We start from the raw sequence: 21,737 nt of genomic DNA, 5'->3' as shown, positions 1-21,737 counted from the left end.
TAGTAATGACAACAGCTAAATTAAGCCTGTTGAATTAATTAAACTTTCCTAAGTCATATTTAAAAATTAGTTAAACAACATAACTTACTTAAAAAAGCATTAGATTATTAAATTAAAAAAGGCTGTAATTTATAAAATTACAGCCTTTTAAACAGGTGCGAACGGTCGCAAATAAATCATCATTTATTTATATGCAACTGCGCCTGCTAATGCGAGTTTTTTGCCATAGCGGTTTAATTTAGCCAATAAGCTTTTTTTACCTTTATTAGAAAGAGTTAGTTGACCTTGAGATTGGCCACCTTGATTTAACGCTTGTTTAGTCATGTGATTGCTCCTGTTGTTTAACTAGGTGCTATTTTGCGTTTAAACATGGTTAAAATCCAATCAATAAAATTACCATTTTGACATGAGTTTTTCTAATGCGAAATTAAAATAGCTATAGTTGCATATAAACTGCATAAATGTGCAAAACCCAATCCTATCTATTTGACCTAAAAGCCTTAAACGGGCAAGCTTGTGCTTAGCGTTTTATTAATCACCATTTCATGAATAAACATTATCTAATTGTTTTAAACCCACTACCAAATAAACAAAAAAAATATTGGTTAAATTGGCTTGTTACCACCTTAAAGCAGCAACAACATAGCTACTATATTTTTACAACCTCAGCAGTATTAGCTGATAACCAACTTTTCTTTAAACAACATTTGGCAGAGTACACTGAAGTGGTCATGCTGGGTGGTGATGGCACGCTACATTTGCTAGCCAATTGCATGGCTCACAGCAACAAACCGATTACCGTTTTGCCGTGCGGTACAGGTAACGACTTTATGCGCAATTTTGCCTATAGCAAACAACAACTAAAGCAGTTAGTACAAAGCGACCGAGTAATGACAATTGATTTAGGAAAAGTTAATGCGCGTTATTTTATTAATAGTGCCGGCGTAGGCTTTGACGCTGAAATTGTAGAGCGCACCAAAGGAAATAAAGGCTGGTTAGCGCGTTTCAGCTATTTATATCATACCCTTGCTTGTCTTTTATTCTTTAAGGAGTCGCTCTTATCATTAAAGCAGCAAGGTAAAGAAACGCATTATAAAAACTTTCTTACGGTGTTTGCTAATGGCAAATACTTTGGCGGCGGTATGAAAATTGCGCCCAATGCAGAGTTAAACTCGTCGCATTTAATGCGTTACAGTGTAGAAAAAACGCATTTAGCCAAAAAGCTCTGGGCTTTACCTAAGCTCTATTACGGTAAACATATTTCGCTACCAGAAGTGAAGGAACACGCATTTACACAACTTGAAGTCTTAACCCCAAACTTGCCTGTGCAAGCAGATGGAGAATCTGCAGGCTACACACCTGTGGTGATTGAAGTAGCTAAAAGCGCGTTAACGATAAAAATAATTTAACACCATAAAAAAGGAGCCTAGGCTCCTTCACATTGATGACTGACGCTTTAATCTAAATTCAATATCCTTAATTTAGATTGATGACTTTTTAGTTTCCACTTTAAATACATCGTAATTTGCAAGTGCCGGAATACGCGCTTGTAACTCATCCTCTTGCATTGCTAGGTCTTTAAAGTCAAAACACATTTGGTCGGCTCTTTGCTCAATATTCTTCGCTTGTAGCTCAACTTTTTCTTCAATTTGCTCGCCCATACGTTCCATGCGCTGCTCAAACTCGCTCATATCACCGCCAGAACTTAACATTTCGCTACCTAAAGTAATCAGCAAGCTGCCAATGGATTCCATAATCATTTCTTCCATTGCTTGTTCCATCTGCTGGTCGAACTTACTATCAAATGTGTCGCCTATGTTATCGAAACGGCCTTGATCCATAATGAATGTGCCACCGTCATAAAATGCAGCGTGAATTTCATCGCCAATCTCTGACATCATTTGTTCCATTGTAGCCATATTTTTTAAGCCAAATGCATTGCCCACTTCACTTAGCGCAACACCTGCTAACGCGACACCTTCCATAGCAATCTCAGCCACTTGTGGAACCTGACCGCGCACATCGCTAGAGTAACGGGCAAGTAATGTTTGATCCGCTGCAGAGAGTGACTGAGCTTCGCCATTAATCTGCAAGTTACCATCTTGGTCAATAACCACTTCACCTGAAGCGGCTTTGATATTAACCGTATCAGGTGTAATTGATAGGGTGTTGTTAAATTCTAAATTGCAGCTATCCGACGAAAAGCTCATATTGCTGTCGTGACCATCTTGATGTGCTACTGCATTTGTTGATAAGCCAATACACGCTGCCACTGCTGTTGTTAAAAGTAATTGTTTCATAGTGATTCCCGTATCTTTTGCGTTTTAATTTTTTCTCTCGTTGATATAGCTATATCAAGGTCAGTGCCAAATTTAAAAAACATATAAAATACATATAGATAACTATTTTAACGTGCCTTTAAGAGCTTCTAAAAAGCATGTAAAAACTAAAAAATAGTAAATTTAACCATATGATTTGTGTATTTGACTAAGTTATTTGAAATATATTTACTTGCGCAAAATACAATAATGGTTATTACTGTTTATGAGTGCTTAACCATTTAATGTTGAGGGTGATCATGAAAGACAATTACCAAAACATAAACAATCAAGAGCCGCTAAATAGCGATTTAGAAAACAACCAAGAAAACGAACATAAACGCGAAGTTAAAAAGCGTTTAGAAGATATTTTAGAAAGAAAGCGATTACGAAAATCCATTGGCATGGATGACACCCACAATTACTGGGATGAGCTATAACAGCATTTCGCGCCATTGTTTAAAAACAATAATTAGCCACTGTTGATGTTTTATGTGGCGGGTATTTCACACCCCTAATTCCAAACTTAGTCACATAAAAATCAGCCAATACACATTAATCCATAGAAGTAGAACGTGTTGACCTTTGTGGTCTAAATTCTGTTCAAATTCAAAGCTTTTTGATCGCGGCGTTGTCTTGTAGGCCAGCGGACTAAGTCAATAAGCAACAACCAAGAACAAAACGCTTTAGTTAATCTGAACGAATTCACCTAAATTTAGGTTAACTGTGTTCGTTTAACTGCAACATTAAATCACCGAGCAATGCTTTTAGTTGGGCCGCTTTATCAAGATCTAACCCTACTTTATCTACCAGTTGTGAAGGTAGGCACGAAAGCGATTGCTGTAGCGAGTTACCGTAATTAGTTAAATAAATACGTACTTTTCGCTCATCCCAATCATCACGCCTGCGCTCAATTAAATTGTTGTCGGCCATACGCTTTAAAATAGGCGTTAATGTATTATTGTTTAAAATCGCCTGCTGCCCAATTTCCCCCACAGTAACGCCATCTTGCTGCCATAAAATCAGTAAAATAACATACTGTGGATAAGTTAGTTTGTATTTGTCTAACTCAGGCTGGTAAAGCCGCGTCACTAGACGTGACGCCGCATAAATTGGAAAGCAAAGTTGATTTTCTAACAGTTGCTCGGGCTTACTTGCCATACTATTGCGCCAGCGCTTTTTCGATATAGCTAGCAAGTGCGTCAGGTTTTGTTGTTGGCGCAAAACGCTTAACTGGTTTGCCATCTCGGCCAATTAAAAACTTAGTAAAGTTCCACTTAATTTTATTGCCTAAAATACCCGACAATTCAGTGCGTAAATACTTATAAAGTGGGTGGCTATTTTCACCATTTACATCGATTTTCTCTGTCATAGTGAAATCAACGCCATAGTTAATTAAACATTCACCCTGAATTTGTTCCGGCGAGCCTGGTTCTTGTTGGCCAAACTGGTTACACGGGCAACCAATAATAACTAAACCTTGGTCGCTATACTTTTTGTGTAACGCTTGAAGACCTTCATATTGTGGTGTTAATCCACACTTACTCGCTGTATTTACGACTAATACGACTTTGCCTGCAAAATCTGCAAAGTCGATATTCTGACCTTGCAAACTGTTAATACTAAATTGATAAAATGGTGCCATTAGCTTTCTCCTCTATTGCAGCCAAATATATCGCGCACGATATAATCGCACAATAATAGTTCAAAAATTGAAATAAATCGCGGTCATCTCGATTTAAACTCTTCAATTAAAAAATCTATTAATAAACGTACTCTTAATGGCATTAGATCACGGTTAGGGTAAACCAGCCAAGAAGCGTTATCTGCAACTTGATATGAGTCTAATAAGCTTACTAATTTACCACTTTCAATATAGTCACCAACAATATCATACGCTAGATGAGCAATGCCTAAGCCTGATAGACACGCTTGCAGCAGCGCTTCTCCATTATTGCTGCGCCAACGCCCAGCCACCTTAAACTCTTTAATATTGTCGCCCATATTAAAGCGCCAACGGTTAGTCACCGCGATTAAACAATTATGCTCTATCAATTGCTCTGGGTGGCTTGGTGCAGGAAACCTTGCTAAGTACTCAGGCGATGCAACTAAAGTCATAACACGTGTTGAAAGTGGCCGCGCAATTAAATTAGAGTCAGCCATTCGGCCAAATCGAATCGCTAAATCAACGCCTTCGGCAATCAAATCTACATTGCGGTTATTAAAATCCATGGTAATCGACACTTGTGAATAACGCTGACAAAACTGCGCGAGCTTAGGTGCAATTTGCTTTGAGGCAAAATCGCCAGCACACGAAATTTTAATCTTGCCCTTCGGCTCTTGTTGTTCACCTTGCAGCGCTAGGTTAGCCTCTTCCATTGCAGATTGAATCGAGTGTAATGAGGCCGCATATTGCTGCCCAGCTTCAGTTAAATTAAGCGAACGCGTTGTTCGTTTTAAAAGCGCAACACCCAATCTCGACTCTAATTGCGATACGCTACGGCTAATATGTGATGTTGACACATCAAGCACTTTAGCAGCTTGAGTAAAGCTACCACAGTCCACTACAGCCAAAAACTCGTTGATCCCTTGCCAGTTCATACTAAGCACCTATGCAAAAATAGAAATTAGAACACGCCTATTATTGCATACATGCAAAAGTGATTTGTCAACAGTGGGGATTATCCCAACTCAGAAAAACGTTAGACTGGCTTTAATTACCGTACCTAATTGAGGCAATACAATGGAATTTAGTTTTGTAAATCCAACTAAAATTATTTTTGGCCAAGGCCAAATCGCGAGTATTCAACACGAGATCCCACAGTCAGCAAAAGTACTGGTTATTTATGGCGGTGGCAGTATCAAACAAAATGGTATTTACCAGCAGGTAACCGATGCCCTAAGTGAACACCAAGTTTTTGAGTTTTCGGGTATTGAGCCAAACCCGAGTTATGAAACCGCAATGCGTGCCGTTGCGCAAATCAAAGAGCACAACATCGATTACTTACTTGCGGTAGGCGGTGGCTCCGTTATCGATGGCACTAAGTTTATTGCTGCTGCGGCCAAGTTCGATGGTGAACCATGGGATATTTTAGCAAAAGCAGCAGAAGTAACAGACGCCCTGCCAATTGGTGTTGTACTTACCTTGCCCGCGACAGGCTCGGAATCAAATAGCTATTCAGTTGTGTCTAAGCTCGACACCAACGACAAACTGCCGTTTGCAAGTGAAAAAGTACAACCAAAGTTTGCTGTACTTGATGCACAAGTAACAAAAACATTACCTGAAAGACAATTAGCGAACGGTGTCGTTGACGCATTTGTGCACGTTATGGAGCAATACTTAACATTTGACCATGGCGCTAAAGTGCAAGATCGCTTTGCTGAAGGTTTATTGCATACGCTAATTGAAGATGGCCCACGTGTGTTCGCAGAGCCAGATAACATGATGGTTCGTGAAAACCTAATGTGGTCGGCAACTATGGCACTAAACGGGCTAATTGGCGCAGGTGTACCACAAGACTGGTCTACACATATGCTTGGCCATGAGGTAACTGCATTATACGGTTTAGATCACGCGCAAACTCTCGCCATTGTGCTGCCACGTATGATGAATGCTATGCGCCAACAGAAAGAAGCGAAGTTATTGCAGTATGCTGAACGTGTTTGGGGTATTACAGAGCAAGATAAAAACTTAGCCATTGACCAAGCGATTGAAAAAACCGAGGCGTTTTTCCACTCGGTACACATGCCAACACGTTTAAGCGATTACCAGTTAGATGAAAAAGTAGCTGATGCCGTCGTTGAACAACTTGAACGTCACGGTATGACTGAGCTGGGTGAAAGCCAACAAGTAACACTTGATATAAGCCGCGCAGTATTAAAGGCGTCGGTTTAAGCACCCGCTTCTAAACTCTAACTGCTTTAAAGCAGTTAGAGTTTCAGTAAAAAGAACACCACTAAACTCACCACGGTAGTGACATATAAATTCTTAAAGCGATATGCCAGTAAAACGGCAACACCTGCTGCTATTAAATACGGATTATCGAGCGAAATAGCCAACTCCCCCTTTTGCACAAATACAATCGGTACCCAAATCGCGGTAAGTACACAGGGCGCGCTAAAACTTAAAAAACGCTGCATTTTAGGCCCAATGCTAAAGGGTAAACGCTTAGATAAAAATAAAAAACGCGTTGTGAACGTGACGCATGCCATCAAAAAAATAATCTCTAGCATTTTGCACCTCGTCTGCTTTCAAGCACATAACCCACACTCATGCCCAGCAGCGCTGCGAAAATAAGTCCAAGTTCAAATTGCCACAGTTTAAAAATAACAATACTGATAGCTGAGGTTAAACACGCTATTAAAACTGGCCAATTGTTGATGCTTGGGATCACTAAAGCGATAAAAATTGAGGCGATCGCAAAGTCTAACCCAAGCTGAGTAAGGTCCGGCAGCAATGCCCCTGCTACAACACCTATGAGCGTCCAAATATTCCAAGCGATATAAAAGCTGCCGCCCGCAATTAAGGCGTAAACTAGCCTAACTTTCCCTTGATATGCCCTATGGTGATGTGAAAAAGCAAAAAGCTCATCCGTTAGTAAAAACCCCAAGCCTAAACGCCACTTAAGCGGCTTATCAATTAAACGATGGCGCACACTTAAGCCATACAAAAAGTGGCGAGCGCTTATAATAAAAGTAGTGACTAAAATGGTGATAAGTGAAGCGTTTCCAGCAATTAATTCTATAGCAACCAGTTGCGCAGACCCGGCAAACACCAATAGTGACATTAGCTGTGCCTCAAGCGGACTAAAACCCGATTGCACTGCCAGTGAGCCGCATAAAATACCCCATGGGATCACCGCTAGATTGAGTGGAAGCATATCCCAAAACCCTTTAGCAATTGCTGTTTTCATTTAATTCTCGTTGATTGACCAGTAATTTATGAGGCTTGGTAAAGTACTGCCTTGCTGTACTGTTTAGGGGTTAACCCCATATTCTTCTTAAAATATCGATGAAAGTGACTTTGGTCATAAAAACCAACAGATAATGCCACTTCATTAATCGCAAGCCCCGAGCGTAGCATTTGCTTGGCACGATTTATACGAAATTGCGTTTGATAAACATGCGGTGTCATACCTGTTTCAGCCTTAAACTGTCGAATAAAGTGAAACGGACTCATATGAGCAATCGCGGCAAGTTCGGTCAAACTTATATTATCGAAATAATAATCGCGCAAATAATCAAGCGCAGTGTTTAGTTGTGGTTTGCGTGATAGCCCTTTTAAATTAAAAGCACTTTTATTGTGGCGAGCAATTAAATTAATTAATAATTGATACAATGCTGACTGCTTTGCCAATACACTTTTCTCAGTCGCTAATAAATCGAAGGTTAACGCCATTTGCTGTGCTAACACGGGGTCGAACACTACCGCTTGTTCAAAATAGGGCGCGCCTAGTTTTGCTTTACCAATATCATCCGTTAGCCCTTCAAATAACTCTGGGGTTGGATACATAGCACGGTAACCCCAGCCATGCTCAGTCGCAGTTTGGCCATTATGCACTTGGTCTGCATTAACTAAGATAATACTGCTTGCTGGCGCAACATGATTTGCACCACTGCGAAAAAACCGCTGTGCACCATTTTCAATTAGCCCTATGGTATAGCCTTCATGGCTATGGCGTGCGAAATTCTGCTGCTTATACTGCGCTTTAAGTACTTCGAGTCCATTTAAATCCTGATGATATTGAAAGACTGTTTTTTCCATGAACGCTTCTCAAAAATAAAGGGAGCAAAATGTTTACACAATCAGTATAGCCAAGCCGTTTTTTTTAAATTGTACAAAATTGCTCAATAGCATTTTTTATGATGTTTAACGTATTTGCTTACCGTATTTATCTGATTTATGGCAACATAGTAATACTTCAATTTGGGTCTAACGACCTTACATATTGATTTATTTTTATAACACGCTTTAGGGGCCAAAATGCAAAAAACACAAGTATGGGATGGATTTATCCGTTTTTTCCATTGGAGCATGGTCGCATTAGTTGCAACACTTTACTATTCGGCTGAAAACAGCCTTATGGAAGTGCACTTTGTCGCAGGCTTCACACTATTAGCACTATTAGCAACACGTATTATTTGGGGCATTATCGGCAGTGATACTGCAAAGTTATCGGCATTACTGCATTCACCCAAAAGCACTATTGCAGCGTTCAGAGGGCAGCAACAAGCTAAACCAGGGCACAACGCAGCTGGTAGTTATATGGTGATCGCGTTTCTTATATTACTTATTTCGCAAGCCGTTACGGGTTTAATGACCACAGACGATATAATGTATGATGGCCCGTTAGTGGCTATGGTAAGCAGTGACCTATCGTCGCTTGCTGGCAGCTTACACCACAAAATTTTTGACTTAATCTTGATTGCTATCGCATTGCATATTGCAGCTATAGTTATTTATAAACTAAAAGGCAAAGCACTTGTGCCGCCTATGATTACAGGCAAAACAGCAGAAAGTTATGAACAAAGTGTCAAAATGAAAAGTGGATGGCTAGGTTTTGCGATTTTTACAGTGCTTGCGACTGCTATTCTCTACGTTTGGGGCGCTGAGTCAATTAGTACATTGATAGGCTAAACTAACACCAAGTAACCACATTAAAAAAGGTCAGCATATGCTGACCTTTTTTTGCGATTAACTTAAGCAATTAATCTTTGAAAGACTTGTGACAATCTTTACAACCTTTTGCCCAGGCGCCAAATGCAGGTTTAATTACTTTTGGGTCACCTGACTGTGCAGCAACTGCTAGTTTATCCGCATAATCAGCGAACGCATTTGCTTTTTGCATAAACGTTTCATTGTCTGACCATACAGCTGCTAGTGCAGACGTATCGCCTTTATCTGTGCCCGCGTAAAACGCTTCCCAAGGCATTTTCGATAATGCCGCAGCATTATTAGCACGCATTTGGAAAGTTTCCGCGTTAAATTCAACTTTACCTTTCAACATATCGCCCATATTTGCGATTTGCGTACGAATTAACTGAAACGCTTGTTGACGGTATTCGATAGCATCCTCTGCTTCTTTGAATGCAGGGTTAGCGTTTGCAAGTGCTGGTGCAGCAATTGCAGCTGCAAGAACTAATGTTCTTAATTTCATAGTTTGCCCCTAATATTATTAACTTACCAATTATTACAGCATCCCATTCAATGCTGCAACTGGAAACGACCAATCCGCGAATTTACGCGTTATAAGATTTAAATGGTGTATTCTTTTGTTACCAAAGCACTTTTTCAATGGTGTTTGGCGCTTCACCAATCAAGGTCGAAACCACGCGATTTTGCTTATCTAACAAAATAATACGTGGCACACCCGCGTTGGCAAATTGACTATAAATTTTACGTTCTGGATCAGCCACCATGGTGAAGTTAGTTGCAAACTTTTCTGAAAAGTTCACTAAGCTTTGCGTATCTTCTTCTCGACCAATCCCAATGATCTGTAGATCAGGGTCTGCGATAAGTGGCGATGCCATTAACTGTTTAACAAAACGCTGTGAATCACTACACCAAGTGGCGAAAAGTAACACTAACTTGCGCTTGTCTTCGGCTAATTCAACCGTCTCACCTTTCATATCGTTAAATTGTGAGATAGGAAAAGATTCACCTTGAGCAATATAGGTTTCGTAATTGGGTTTCTGGTAGGTGGTTTGATTTTTTGGCGTTTGCGCACAACCTGCTAGCGTTCCTAGCAACATCAGAGGTAATAGGTATTTCATTTATATTCCATATAATTATTTACGCTGGACTCAGTGTTAAAAATTTAGCATCATGCGTCAAGCTATCACTGAGTAATATTTAAGTCCTTGTTTGAGCTACCTATCACTATTTTTTACCGCATTTATTGCTGCAACACTACTTCCCACAGCCTCTGAAGGCATGCTTGCTTATCTCACTCAGCAACAATACAACATTGCTTTGCTGTGGTTTAGTGCAACATTGGGTAACACTTTAGGTAGCTGCGTTAATTGGTGGTTAGGAAAGGAGCTTAATCGCTTTAAAGATAGAAAGTGGTTTGCAGTATCTGAGCAGCAACTAGAAAAAGCACAGCAAAGCTTTAATCGTTACGGCAGAGCCAGTTTATTATTAGCTTGGCTGCCCATTGTGGGCGATCCACTAACCTTTGTTGCTGGCATTATGCGGGTGCCGTTTTCTATTTTCGTATTGCTTGTAGCTATTGGAAAAGCACTGCGATACGCCATAGTTATCGCTATGGCGCTACAGTTTTTTTAGCTTGGCTTTTGCCATGCAAGCGTAAGCGATACCGAATCTGCAAAGCGCAATGCATGTGGCTTATCGATAGACACTTTGGCAAATGTCACACTTGAATGGCGATGACACTCTTCCAGTACATCAGCTACCAATTTTTCAAGCAACAAAAAGTGGCCGTTTTCCACCAGCTCAATCACTGCTTTGGTGATGTCTTTATAGTTTACCGCTTGGTCTACTTGATCGGTAACACAGGCCATATCGGCCGGATAATGCACTTCAATATTAATCACTACATCTTGCTTTTTTTCACGCTCTTCAGGGTTAAAGCCAATGTAAGTGCGCAGGCGTAAATTCGTTATATTTATAATCGCATTGAGCATAGTTACCCCTTAACTAACTGCAAGAATTCATTGCGTGTTTTTGGATCTTCACGGAAATTACCCAACATTACAGACGTACGCATTTTAGAGTTTTGTTTCTCTACACCGCGCATCATCATGCACATGTGTTTGGCCTCAACAATAACACCCACACCTTTCGCGTTGGTAACTTGTTGCACCGCTTCAGCAATTTGATGCGTAAGCTGTTCTTGAATTTGAAAGCGGCGTGCAAACATATCAACAATACGCGCAAACTTTGATAAACCAAGTACTTTACCATCGGGAATATAGGCAATATGACAACGACCAACAAAAGGTAATAAATGATGCTCACACATAGAATACAGCTCAATATCTTGTATCAACACCATGTCGTCGGCATCTGAGGTAAACACTGCATTGTTGGTAATTTCGTCAAGCGTTTGGCGATAACCTTTTGTTAGGTACTCCATTGCCTTGGCAGCTCGTTTTGGCGTATCAAGCAGGCCTTCGCGCTCTGGGTTCTCGCCAACCGCTTCAATAATTTGTCGGTAGTTTTCAGCTAGTTTCTTTTCCATTGTTCTGTCCTATTTTAGGTGGCGACCACCATCGAGTTGCAATGTACGTCCTGTCATATAATTGCTGTTTAGAATCATTTCGATACCATTAATAACTTCTGCTGTGCCGGGTTCTAACGCCATAATCGATTTTTTCAGGGTTTTTGCACGGTAAGCATCATCATCGTGGTCATTAAAAATAATTAATGACGGCGCAATCGAATTTACTTTCACTTTTGGCGCTAACTTGGCAGAAAAAGAACGCGTTAAATTATCAAGCGCCGCTTTACTTGCGGCATAAGCAATATGCTTTGGGCTACCTTTTTCAACAACGTAATCAGTAATATGGATAATATCACTGTGTTCGTCGCTGCTATTTTGTAATAAAGGCGTAAGTGCTAAGTTTAACAAATAAGGCACTTTTGCATGAATATTCATCATGTTATCAAATAAACTATTAAAGTCAGGGTTCTTGCTTTCGCAATCCCAACTTGATGCATTATGAATAATCGCACTGAGTTCGTTAGTGTGGCTTTTAACTTGTTCTACCAACTTTTCTACGGCATCACTTTGCTCAAAGTCACATGCTAAACAAATAGCGCCGAGCTCCAACAACTCATTTACTGACGCATGTTTAGTGCGATAAGTAATAATCAGTTTGTCGCCTTTATTTAAAAAATGCTTTGCTAAATCAAGGCCAATACGCTGCGCTGCGCCGGTAATTAATATTGTTGCCATATAGTTTTAATAAATTATCGTTGAGGTTTTTTGTTTCTAATTTAACTATAAACCTAACTTCTTGATTTATTAAGTGGTTAAGCAAATTAAACTAAATTACACCGAGATTTATACTGTTTTTCACGACGCTTAGATCTATAACATGCCATTTATAGGCTGCTTGCTTCAGTAAATTCATTTTTGCAGCAGCTTGATAGGGTTTTATAAAAAGCAAAAGCTGCGTGCCATATTCTATGTAAGTCAGCCTATAGCACACGCCAAGGTAACGCTTTAATTATTTACCTTTTCTTTGCATCAAATACTTTGCTATTTTGTAAACAACAAAAAATGATAGCGCTGTCCATGAATTTTAAAAACCGAAGCTACCGTCAATACATTCCCCTTTTATTTTTAGCTAGCACTTATATTTGCTGGCTATTCATGCAAGGAATTAACAGTGCCTTGGCTAATTTTATGTCGCAAATTAGTATTGCGATTACTATGGCATTCGGGTCATTTGTGGCTGGCGGTACAGCGCTTGGCGGCGGTGCTGTTGCTTTTCCAGTCATGACTAAAGTGCTAGCCATTGAACCTGCTACTGCAAAGGTATTTTCACTCGCTATTCAGAGCTTTGGAATGACCGCTGCCAGTCTCACCATTATATTTAGCGGCATCAAATATTACCGTTCAGTTGTATTGCTTGCGCTTTTTGGCGCATTACCCGGCGTCGCTATCAGCTTGTTGTTTATTGCTGATCTTTTGCCTAGATTAGTCACAAAATCACTGTTTAGCGTTTTTTTATTGGTCTTTGCCATCACCCTGCTTCGTGCTCATTGGAAAGGAAAACAGCAGTTAGATATAGACTTAAGCTGTAAAAAGAAAAATGCCTTAGTGGTATTTGTGGCGTTGTTAGGAGGTATCGTCAGCGGCTTAATTGGCTCAGGGGCAGATATCGCTATTTTTGCCTTGCTAATGCTGCATTTTAAAGCTGATTTAAAGGTCGCGACTGCCACGTCAGTCATCGTTATGGCGGTAACATCAGTATTTGCTAGTGGTATAAATTTCTTATATTTAAACGCGATAACCGCGCCAATATCTCAATATGTATTGGCGGCGATTCCGGTTGTTGTAATAGGCGCACCTCTGGGAGCATACTGCTGCGCAAAAGTACCTAAATCCGTGTTACTAAGCTTTTTGCTACTGCTCATTGGTCTTGAAGTTGCCTTTACCTTGTATGAAATAATTGGCAATTTATAAAACACTTCAGGTTACTCAGGTAAACGTTCAGAACTGTGTATTTGGTCGTCAAATAGTACGTCATTATCGGCAACATCTAATCCCATACAATCGCGCAACGCTTCAAAACAATCTATGTTGGCTTGCGCCCACATAATATCATCAGCCGTCACTTTAAGACGTCCTTCGCTTTGCGCTCTTTGCATTGCTAACATTTCAATTAATGTTGTCATCGCTGTTCCTTAAGCAACAATAATGCAGTTTCTACCTGATTCTTTCGCTTTATACAGTGCTTTATCTGCACGCTCGAGAAGCATTTCACACGATTCACCATCAAACTCGGCTACACCAAAACTGGCTGAAATACTGCGCAATGATTTGCCTGTTTTATTGTCTTTTAACGCCAAACGTTCAATATCGACACGAATTTTTTCTAAATAATTAACCGCTGAGCGCTTGTCTTTAAACTGGCTCAAAATACAAAACTCTTCACCACCATAGCGATACGCAGCATTAAGTTCATTGGCGTGTTTTTTTAATCTTTCAGCAACCACCTTTAGTACTAGGTCGCCTTTTTGATGACCGAAATCATCGTTAAATTGTTTAAAATTATCAATATCCACAATGGTTAAATAGAGCTTTAAAACACTGTGGTGACTGTTACACAATAAGTCGAGATCTTCATCGAATGACTTACGATTATTAAGGCCTGTTAAACCATCTTTCGATGCCGCTCTTTTCGATTCATTGAGCTCACTGCGCAGTTTGGATATCTCTTGATATGCAGCACGTAATTGCTGCTGAAAACGCTCGGTTGTATGCTGCATGCTTTTTGATTCTTCCGACAGCTTATTAACTAACTCTAAAATGTCTCGTTCTGATGCGTCTTCTTTTGAAAAGTCGCTCAGTTCTTGATTACATGAATTCAAAATTTCACTAAAATCACTGGCTGAATTTAAGGTTTGCCCAACGTTTTTTTCAACCTCTGCAACAACCGCATTAATGTCTTCAGCAACAGAATCAAACAGCTCAAGATCTTTGTCTGATAAAAACTCTTCAAATAAATCCCGTGACAATGCAGGCGGGCAAGTACCAAAGGTTCTTAACGCAGAATCCAGCTTTTGATTTAACTTGGGATGGTTACCAGATACATAGCTATACCAAAGCGCATAATTTGCGGGCGTAACCGCAATATTGTACTTAACCATTAACGGCACAGCTTTGCGTAAACACTCCGCTGAGTGAGATAAGGTATTTTTCAAACGAAACTCCACTTTATAATCCTTATGCGTTCCGTAGCTATAATTCGTGTACGATTTTTAGCCGCAATATAAGTGTTCTTAAAAAGTGTAGTCGAGGAAAATTGAATTGCTAAAAACTATTCAGATTTATAGCGATTTAAAGCAATTAAAAAAGCCCTAATAAATAGGGCTTTTTCAGTTAATTTTGCAAGCTGGTTTTCCTTCCGAAAAGGTTGGTGATTTTATTCCATAACCAAACAAACCCATTACCAAGATCTTGTAAGATAAGGTACATACATGGCACTAGCACTAGTGTTACCAATGTGGCAAATAGCACCGAGAAGCCAAGAGCAACCGCCATTGGGATAACAAAGCGCGCTTGTAAGCTAGTTTCAAACATAATTGGCAATACCCCAACAAACGTGGTGATTGAGGTCAGTGTAATTGCGCGAAAACGTGCACACCCTGCTTTTGTTACCGCCTCTTTTATCGATGCGCCTTGCGCTCGCATTTGGTTAACAAAATCGGTCATAACTAGGGAGTCATTAATAACCACCCCAGCTGCAGCAATGAGGCCAAAGGTCGACATCAATGAAATATCTAAACCAAACGAGAAATGCCCCCAAATTGCTCCCACCATACTAAATGGAATCACCGACATAATAATTAACGGCTGGAAATAACTCTTCAGTGGCACTGCCAGCAAAATATAAACAATAAACATACCTGCTACGAAAAACAGTTTCTGCTCATTGGCCTGCGCTTGCTGCTCTTCAATTGAACCACCAAGTTCAGATTTTACTGTTGGGAACTGCTCTTTAAGTTGTGGTAATAACTCGTCTTTAACCGATTTAACAACGGCGTCAGGCTCAACCACTTCTTCATCAATCGCGCCCCAAATATACACACTACGATAACCGCCTTCACGGCGAATATAACTAATACCCGGCTTTTCAACTAAATCAACAACATCACCTAGCATAACTTCTTTGCCGCTAGGTGTTGTGATAACGGTATATTTAAGTGACGAGTACGCTTCGCGTGTTAATTTAGGATAACGCACCATTACCCGCACTTCTTCGCCATTACGAATAACTCGCTGCGCTTCGCCACCATAAAAACTTGCGCCTACCTGATTAGCAATATTGGCAAGATTAAGCCCCAGATCATACGCAACAGGCTTTAAGCTGATTTGCACTTCTTTGCTGGCAGGGTCGATTGTCGAGCTAATATCAAACAAGCCTTTTTGTTGTTGCAGCATGGCAATAAATTGACGACCTGCGGCATTTAAAGTGTCGATATCTGTGCCAAATAACAGATAACCAAATTCGCCATCATTACCGCCACCGTTTACATCATCTTGAATATTAATTGATTTAAGCCCCGGAATTTCGGGTAATGCTTCACGCCAACGACGCGATAACTCAAATGTATTGTATGGTCGTAACTCTTCATCAACCAAAGGAACAACAAGTTGGCCTTCGGTACGACCTTGGTTAAACACCAACATGTCGCGGATCATGGTTTGTCCGGTATTTGCTTGGGTTTCTTTATCTATTTGAGTGATCACAGCTTCAATTGTTTGCAGCGCTGAAATCGTTTGCATATCTGAAACGTTATCGTTCATTTCAATACGAATTGTTGGGAAGTCATGTGGTACTTTTGGCGTTGGTACAACGCGCACATAGTTACCTGCAAGCAAACCAACACTAATCATTAGTAGCGCAACAAAAACAGCAAATACAGCGTAGCGCCACTCCACACACTTAATAACAAAACGCTGATAAGGGCCATTTACAAAGCCAAAAAATCGCTTGTTAAACTTGGCTCTAAAGCCATCTGTATTTACTTCACTAAAATGGGTGTGCGCCAAGTGAGCGGGTAAAATAAGCTTAGATTCAATCAAGCTAAAGATTAAACACAAAATAGAGACTGCAGCGATACTGACAAAAAACGCACTTTCAGGTCCACTTGATAGCGTAAACGGCGCAAATACCGCAATGGTGGTTAGTACACCAAAAGTCGCAGGGGTCGCTACCCGCTGCGCACCACGCACCACACTTGTTACGCCGGGGCCGGACCGTTCAATTTCACTATAGGCACTTTCGCCAATTACAATGGCATCATCCACCACAATACCGAGCACCATAATAAAGGCGAAAAGCGATACAATATTAATGCTTACGCCGACCATCGGCATCATCATCATGGCACCCAAGAAGCACACTGGCAGACCCACCATCACCCAAAGCGCCAATTTAAAGCGTAAGAATAGGGTTAGCATTAAGGCTACTAAAATCGCACCTTGAAATAGGTTTTTCAGCATCATATCGAGACGCGCATTGAGGTAGTATGTCATATCAACAATGCTTTCAAGCTGCACGCCCGGTGGCAGTGTTTTATTACGCTCTTCAATATAGCGGTTTACCGATTCCGCGACTGGAATCATATTCTGATCTTTCGTTGCTTTTACCGACAAAGAAATCGCATTGGCACCCGACATTTGGAAATAGCGTTCACCTTCAACAAATTGGTCTTTAATTTCCGCAATATCACCGAGCAATACTTTTGCGCCATTGCTGCCCACCTTCACGGGGATCTGACGGAATTCATTGCCTTTATAAAACTGATTTTCCACACGCACAGAAATAATGCCCGAGTCGGTTTTCAGTTGGCCTGCTGAAATGTTGGCAGAATAGCGACGAATAGCATCACTTACTTGGCTTAAGGTGAGATTATATTTACGCAGCTGATCGGGTTGAATTTCAACCGCTATTTCATCGTCTGGCGTGCTTAAGTTAACCAGTGACACATTTTTTAATTGCAGCAATTCCGTCTCAACTTGGCGTGCAATTGGTTTTAGCTGAGTGAGCGGTAAATCCCCAACTAACGCCATATTGATAACATCTTGCTGAAATTCTATCTGCGAAACGGTAACAGGCTCCATTCCAGCAGGGAAAGTGGCAATGCCATCCACTCTCAGTTTTACTTTATCGAGTACTTCAGCCAAGTTTTTATCAGGGTCGATTTCTAGGCTTACACTACCGCCATTACGAAACGCGCGCGAAATGCTTTTTTCAATTTCAGTAATGTCTTTAATCGACTCTTCAATCTTGATTAAAATGCCTTCTTCAATTTCTTGTGGCGAGGCGCCTGGGTAGTTGGCATTAACCGTAATATAATTAATTTCAATGCTGGGAAACATTTGTCGCTGAATCGTTGCGTAGCTCACAATGCCCATCAAAATAATGAAAAACATCATTAAGTTGGCGGCAACTGAGTTATTGGCAAAAAAGGCTATTAACCCTGTTTGTTGATTATGTTTCATGGTTTGCCCTTACTTTAGCGCTTCGCTTGATTTACTTGCTGCTAGCTTTACCGCCATGCCCTGCTGCGGGTATTCAGGCAGTGTTAGTACCAGCTTCTCATCATTAGTAAGGCCTTTATCAATCAAAAAGAATGCCCCTTCACTACGCAATATATTTACTTCTTTGGCTTGCAGCTTTTGCTCGTTATCAACAACCCATACAGTACGGTTATTCACGAGCTCTTGTGGCAATTTAAATACTTGCGATAGTTGCTGACCGCTAAACGACACTTCGACATATTTACCAAATTTTAAGTCGCTACCTTGGCTTTTAAGATTATATGGATCGTCAACCTGAACCACGATATGGCTCATTCGCGTTGCACTATCAATTATCCCTAAGTCACGCGCAATTTTACCTTGGCGAGCGAAGCCGTTAACGCCTTTATAAGAAATATTTACAGGTGTTTCAGCAAGCGGTGAAGGCAAAAATAAACTATCAAAACCAGCAATCGGTACAATGATTTCAGCGGTTTCAATGTTGTTTAACTGAGCCACTTGAGTGCCCTTGTTAACAAATTGGCCCACGCCAATATCACGCGAAATAATTAGTGCATCGTAAGGGGCTTTTACTTCGCAATCAGCAAGGTCACGTTGTGCACGCATTAATGCAGCTTGCGCTGATTTCACTTGTGCTTGTGCGCTAAGCACTTGTGGTTTTCTTAAGAATAAATCGGTGCGTGGTTTATTCGGAAAGCGTTTGGCTTCATCTTCCGCAACTTGGGCTTTTGCTTGCTCTTCAATTAACGCTGCTTGCGCGCTAGTAAGTGCAGCTTCGGCTTGCAACAACGCAGCCTGATAATTATCTTTTTCAATGGTAAATAACACTTCACCACGTTTTACTAAACCACCCGCAACAAAGTTCTTATGCCAAGACATCACTTCGCCTGAAACTTGCGCCGCTAAACGCGTTGTTTCAAGTGGCTTTACCTCGCCGAAACTGGTTAATACAACTTGATGCTCAACCGCTTTTAATGTTGAAACACTTACCGTCGGACGGGTATCAACAGGCTTTTTCTCGCCATCATCGGCGGCACTTGCTTTGATTAAACTAAAACCTAAAGCTCCGATAATAAAAATACCGATTGGTACTAAAATTTTGACGAGTAACGCTTTCATTTATGACTTCCTGTTGAATTTATGCACGCTAAATATAACCCAATTTTGCAGATAATTTTAGCCTATATCCATGATGTTACGTTTATTTTTACCATGTGGATTTTTAACTTGGTTAATTATCGAGTTTTTCTTCACTATTGCTAACAGCTATGGGATAACAAATAAAAATCAGCAGGAGTTTGTAATTATGTTTAAACGTACACTTGTTGCGTTAGCAACACTCAGTAGTTTTTCGGCAATGGCAGAGCACCTCGTGTTAAATGCCGATGCGGCACTCGATATCAACACAGGCAAATTAATTAAACCGGCCACACTGGTCATTGAAGATAATAAAATTATGAGCCTTAGCAAAAGCAATCGTAAAGCTTACGCACCTGATGCCAAAGTAATGGAACTAAAAGGCTACACATTATTGCCAGGGCTTTTTGATATGCATGTGCATTTAACAAGTGACGCCCAAGTACACGGCTACAAACGCCTGCAACGCACTACGCAACGTTCTGCAATTACCGGAGTGCGTAATGCAAAACGTACATTAGAGGCTGGTTTTACATCGGTACGTAACCTAGGCGCACCAGGTTACGCCGATATCGCGCTAAAAGATGCAATTAAAGATGGCGATGTACCCGGCCCTCGTATTTTTGCGGCTGGGCCAAGCCTAGGCGTTACTGGCGGCCACTGTGACAATAATTTATTAACCCATGAACATGCAGTGACGAGTCAAGGTGTTGCCGACGGCCCTTGGGCAGTGCGAGCAAAAGTGCGTGAAAACATCAAATACGGCGCTGATGTTATTAAATTTTGCGCTACCGGTGGCGTGCTATCAAAAGGCACCAAAGTGGGTGCACAACAGTATTCACAAGAAGAAATGACAGCGATTGTTGATGAAGCTCATTTACGCGGCCTAACGGTAGCAGCACACGCCCATGGTACTGACGGTATTAAATCGGCAATTAAAGCAGGTGTTAACTCGGTTGAGCATGTCAGCTTTGTGGATGATGAGGCAATCCAGTTAGCGCTTGAAAAAGGCACTTACTTCTCGATGGATATTTACAATACTGAATATATTCTTAGCGAGGGCAAAAAAGCCGGTATTTTAGAAGAAAGTTTGAATAAAGAACGTAAAGTAGGTTCGCGTCAGCGTGCGAGTTTCACTAAAGCGGTGAAAGCGGGGGTGAATATGGTGTTTGCATCTGATGCAGGTGTATATCCTCACGGTGACAACGGTCACCAATTTAGCCGCATGGTGAAATTTGGCATGACTGAGCTACAAGCGCTACAGGCGGCAACCATTAATGCGGCAACGTTACTTAAACAACAAAACTCTCTTGGTTCATTAGACGCTGGGAAGTTTGCCGATGTGATTGCGGTAAAAGGCAATCCTCTTGAGAACATCAGTACAATGGAGCAGGTTGATCTTGTTATAAAAGACGGCAAAGTTGAAGTTAATTTAATGAAATAAAAAAGGGGCACTTGCCCCTTTTTTTACAATTCAAAAAACTCTTTATTTCTGCGGTACTCGCCCATACCAACGCCTTTATGTTTAATAAATAATTTACGAAACGCAGCATCATCTTGATAACCTAAACCCAACGCAATTTGCTGTGCCGTTTTATTGGTAGTTTTTAACAAACCACACGCGCGTTCAATGCGTGCAATTTGCACATACTGCATGGGCGCAACGCCTAACAGCTTTTTGAATCGACGAGTTAATGTGCGCTCACTAATATTAAGCTTATACGCCATAGTTGATACATCGATACTGCTATCCAGGTGATCGCAGATCCACTGCTCTAGCTTTCGCATTTCCGCATCTTGATGCTCAGGTAAATCATTTAACGCAAAAAATGCGCTTTGTTTTACCTGCTCAGTATCTATCAATAGATAACGAGCAACTGTGTCGGCAATATCTTTACCTAAATAATGACGCACTAAATACCAAGTTAATAACAAGAAGCTCGAAGTTGCACCACAAGTTAAAAACTTACCATCAAGTCGCAACATTTCACTCGTATCGAGTTTACAACCCTTTATATGACGCTGAAAAAAACTATCTAGCCACCAGCTAGCGGTAATTTTTTTATCAGCCAGTAAGCCTGTGTGAGCTAGTAGCGGTACAGCGGTGCATCCCGACATTACCAATTCGGCATTTTCTGCGAGCTTAACAATATGCGGATGAAACGGCTTTAGGCTTTTGCATAGCTGCCAGAGATCCTGATCGCTGCGGTATTGGCTGCCAGGCCAAATCACCACATCAAATTCACTGGTTTCTTCAAGCCATACATCCGCTTTAAACACTAATCCTTGGCTCGATTCTACGTACTTTTTATCAACACCAATTAGTTGCCAACTAAAGGCATCTGCATTTGCGCCAGTGCGTTTTTTGTAAACACCATTCGCCACATTGAGTACATCAATTACACCTGTAACTGCGGTCGCCATCACTCCTTGATTAACCAATATACCAATTTTATGCATGTCTTTAATTAACCTTTTTTAGTCAGTTAAGACACGTTATAGCAAGCTTTTTAGCAATACACTAGGTCTTATCGTGTTT

25 protein-coding genes are annotated in these 21,737 nt (G+C 40.8%); 7 read left to right on the top strand and 18 right to left on the bottom strand.

Annotation, left to right across the window (positions count from 1 at the left end; all coding sequences use genetic code 11):
* Positions 1-183: 183 nt before the first annotated feature.
* Positions 184-324, bottom strand: coding sequence for a hypothetical protein (locus AC2IOM_RS04675; protein ID WP_486359256.1), 141 nt, complete (start codon positions 322-324; stop codon positions 184-186).
* A 221-nt stretch (positions 325-545) separates the two neighbouring features.
* Here AC2IOM_RS04675 and AC2IOM_RS04670 point away from each other — a divergent pair, with 221 nt between their 5' ends.
* Positions 546-1,409, top strand: coding sequence for a diacylglycerol/lipid kinase family protein (locus AC2IOM_RS04670; RefSeq protein ID WP_486359255.1), 864 nt, complete (start codon positions 546-548; stop codon positions 1,407-1,409).
* A 72-nt stretch (positions 1,410-1,481) separates the two neighbouring features.
* Here AC2IOM_RS04670 and AC2IOM_RS04665 read toward each other — a convergent pair whose 3' ends face one another.
* Positions 1,482-2,300, bottom strand: coding sequence for a YggN family protein (locus AC2IOM_RS04665; protein ID WP_100914420.1), 819 nt, complete (start codon positions 2,298-2,300; stop codon positions 1,482-1,484).
* Between the two features lie 278 nt (positions 2,301-2,578).
* Here AC2IOM_RS04665 and AC2IOM_RS04660 point away from each other — a divergent pair, with 278 nt between their 5' ends.
* Entirely contained in the window at positions 2,579-2,758 is a 180-nt protein-coding gene (locus AC2IOM_RS04660) for a PA3496 family putative envelope integrity protein (protein ID WP_040641207.1), read from the top strand.
* Between the two features lie 280 nt (positions 2,759-3,038).
* On the opposite strand, the gene AC2IOM_RS04655 is transcribed toward AC2IOM_RS04660, so the two are convergent.
* The 3 genes from AC2IOM_RS04655 to AC2IOM_RS04645 all read right to left on the bottom strand — a co-directional run bounded on the left by AC2IOM_RS04655 (position 3,039) and on the right by AC2IOM_RS04645 (position 4,919).
* The gene (locus AC2IOM_RS04655; protein WP_486359254.1) at positions 3,039-3,479 is read right to left on the bottom strand and encodes a MarR family winged helix-turn-helix transcriptional regulator; all 441 of its coding nucleotides are present in this window, start codon (positions 3,477-3,479) and stop codon (positions 3,039-3,041) included.
* 1 nt (position 3,480) lies between these two features.
* The gene (locus AC2IOM_RS04650; RefSeq protein ID WP_054979349.1) at positions 3,481-3,963 is read right to left on the bottom strand and encodes a glutathione peroxidase; all 483 of its coding nucleotides are present in this window, start codon (positions 3,961-3,963) and stop codon (positions 3,481-3,483) included.
* An 83-nt stretch (positions 3,964-4,046) separates the two neighbouring features.
* Entirely contained in the window at positions 4,047-4,919 is an 873-nt protein-coding gene (locus tag AC2IOM_RS04645) for a LysR family transcriptional regulator (RefSeq protein ID WP_486359253.1), read from the bottom strand.
* A gap of 142 nt (positions 4,920-5,061) precedes the next feature.
* On the opposite strand from AC2IOM_RS04645, the gene AC2IOM_RS04640 reads away from it, so the two are divergent.
* On the top strand, positions 5,062-6,213 hold the full coding sequence (locus AC2IOM_RS04640; RefSeq protein ID WP_486359252.1) for an iron-containing alcohol dehydrogenase: 1,152 nt from the start codon (positions 5,062-5,064) through the stop codon (positions 6,211-6,213).
* 35 nt (positions 6,214-6,248) lie between these two features.
* On the opposite strand, the gene AC2IOM_RS04635 is transcribed toward AC2IOM_RS04640, so the two are convergent.
* From AC2IOM_RS04635 to AC2IOM_RS04625, 3 genes are read right to left on the bottom strand one after another with little or no spacing between them, the layout of a single operon-like run.
* A complete protein-coding gene (locus AC2IOM_RS04635; protein ID WP_010561378.1) occupies positions 6,249-6,551 on the bottom strand; it encodes an AzlD domain-containing protein in 303 nt (100 codons plus the stop codon).
* A complete protein-coding gene (locus tag AC2IOM_RS04630; RefSeq protein WP_486359251.1) occupies positions 6,545-7,231 on the bottom strand; it encodes an AzlC family ABC transporter permease in 687 nt (228 codons plus the stop codon). Before AC2IOM_RS04630 ends, AC2IOM_RS04635 begins: the two co-directional genes overlap by 7 nt.
* 26 nt (positions 7,232-7,257) lie before the next feature.
* A complete protein-coding gene (locus AC2IOM_RS04625; RefSeq protein ID WP_486359250.1) occupies positions 7,258-8,082 on the bottom strand; it encodes a helix-turn-helix domain-containing protein in 825 nt (274 codons plus the stop codon).
* A 219-nt stretch (positions 8,083-8,301) separates the two neighbouring features.
* Here AC2IOM_RS04625 and AC2IOM_RS04620 point away from each other — a divergent pair, with 219 nt between their 5' ends.
* Complete coding sequence (locus AC2IOM_RS04620; protein WP_486359249.1) at positions 8,302-8,955, top strand: cytochrome b/b6 domain-containing protein; 654 nt, start codon at positions 8,302-8,304, stop codon at positions 8,953-8,955.
* Between the two features lie 70 nt (positions 8,956-9,025).
* Here the strand turns inward: AC2IOM_RS04620 and AC2IOM_RS04615 are convergent, their stop codons facing one another.
* On the bottom strand, positions 9,026-9,475 hold the full coding sequence (locus tag AC2IOM_RS04615) for a c-type cytochrome (protein WP_010561374.1): 450 nt from the start codon (positions 9,473-9,475) through the stop codon (positions 9,026-9,028).
* Positions 9,476-9,593: 118 nt separating this feature from the next.
* Positions 9,594-10,091: a TlpA family protein disulfide reductase gene (locus AC2IOM_RS04610; protein ID WP_486359248.1), complete on the bottom strand. Its 498-nt coding sequence runs from the start codon at positions 10,089-10,091 to the stop codon at positions 9,594-9,596.
* Positions 10,092-10,182: 91 nt separating this feature from the next.
* Here AC2IOM_RS04610 and AC2IOM_RS04605 point away from each other — a divergent pair, with 91 nt between their 5' ends.
* Complete coding sequence (locus AC2IOM_RS04605) at positions 10,183-10,605, top strand: YqaA family protein (RefSeq protein WP_010561372.1); 423 nt, start codon at positions 10,183-10,185, stop codon at positions 10,603-10,605.
* Here the strand turns inward: AC2IOM_RS04605 and folX are convergent.
* From folX to folM, 3 genes are read right to left on the bottom strand one after another with little or no spacing between them, the layout of a single operon-like run.
* Complete coding sequence (folX, locus tag AC2IOM_RS04600; RefSeq protein ID WP_010561371.1) at positions 10,602-10,964, bottom strand: dihydroneopterin triphosphate 2'-epimerase; 363 nt, start codon at positions 10,962-10,964, stop codon at positions 10,602-10,604. The genes AC2IOM_RS04605 and folX overlap by 4 nt on opposite strands.
* A gap of 2 nt (positions 10,965-10,966) precedes the next feature.
* A complete protein-coding gene (gene folE / locus AC2IOM_RS04595) occupies positions 10,967-11,521 on the bottom strand; it encodes a GTP cyclohydrolase I FolE (protein ID WP_010561370.1) in 555 nt (184 codons plus the stop codon).
* A gap of 9 nt (positions 11,522-11,530) precedes the next feature.
* Positions 11,531-12,238, bottom strand: coding sequence for a dihydromonapterin reductase (gene folM / locus AC2IOM_RS04590; protein ID WP_100914428.1), 708 nt, complete (start codon positions 12,236-12,238; stop codon positions 11,531-11,533).
* Positions 12,239-12,580: 342 nt separating this feature from the next.
* On the opposite strand from folM, the gene AC2IOM_RS04585 reads away from it, so the two are divergent.
* Positions 12,581-13,474 (top strand): sulfite exporter TauE/SafE family protein, encoded by an 894-nt coding sequence (locus tag AC2IOM_RS04585; RefSeq protein ID WP_486359247.1) that lies wholly within the window; start codon positions 12,581-12,583, stop codon positions 13,472-13,474.
* 11 nt (positions 13,475-13,485) lie between these two features.
* Here AC2IOM_RS04585 and AC2IOM_RS04580 read toward each other — a convergent pair whose 3' ends face one another.
* The 4 genes from AC2IOM_RS04580 to AC2IOM_RS04565 form a co-directional block, all read right to left on the bottom strand.
* Positions 13,486-13,686 (bottom strand): hypothetical protein, encoded by a 201-nt coding sequence (locus AC2IOM_RS04580; protein ID WP_010561367.1) that lies wholly within the window; start codon positions 13,684-13,686, stop codon positions 13,486-13,488.
* Between the two features lie 9 nt (positions 13,687-13,695).
* A complete protein-coding gene (locus AC2IOM_RS04575; RefSeq protein ID WP_486359246.1) occupies positions 13,696-14,715 on the bottom strand; it encodes a GGDEF domain-containing protein in 1,020 nt (339 codons plus the stop codon).
* A gap of 178 nt (positions 14,716-14,893) precedes the next feature.
* Positions 14,894-18,022 carry an efflux RND transporter permease subunit gene (locus AC2IOM_RS04570; protein WP_486359245.1) on the bottom strand — a complete coding sequence of 1,043 codons (3,129 nt, stop codon included), beginning with the start codon at positions 18,020-18,022 and terminating at the stop codon, positions 14,894-14,896.
* A 9-nt stretch (positions 18,023-18,031) separates the two neighbouring features.
* Entirely contained in the window at positions 18,032-19,180 is a 1,149-nt protein-coding gene (locus tag AC2IOM_RS04565; RefSeq protein ID WP_100914431.1) for an efflux RND transporter periplasmic adaptor subunit, read from the bottom strand.
* Between the two features lie 187 nt (positions 19,181-19,367).
* Here AC2IOM_RS04565 and AC2IOM_RS04560 point away from each other — a divergent pair, with 187 nt between their 5' ends.
* Positions 19,368-20,642 (top strand): Xaa-Pro dipeptidase, encoded by a 1,275-nt coding sequence (locus AC2IOM_RS04560; RefSeq protein ID WP_486359244.1) that lies wholly within the window; start codon positions 19,368-19,370, stop codon positions 20,640-20,642.
* Between the two features lie 23 nt (positions 20,643-20,665).
* Here the strand turns inward: AC2IOM_RS04560 and AC2IOM_RS04555 are convergent, their stop codons facing one another.
* A complete protein-coding gene (locus AC2IOM_RS04555; RefSeq protein WP_010561362.1) occupies positions 20,666-21,658 on the bottom strand; it encodes a GlxA family transcriptional regulator in 993 nt (330 codons plus the stop codon).
* Positions 21,659-21,737: the final 79 nt, after the last annotated feature.

The sequence above is a fragment of the Pseudoalteromonas sp. NS-SX12 genome, from assembly GCF_057367955.1.
The sequence above is the reverse complement of the archived record's forward strand: the minus strand, read 5'-3'. Positions and strand labels throughout refer to the sequence as shown.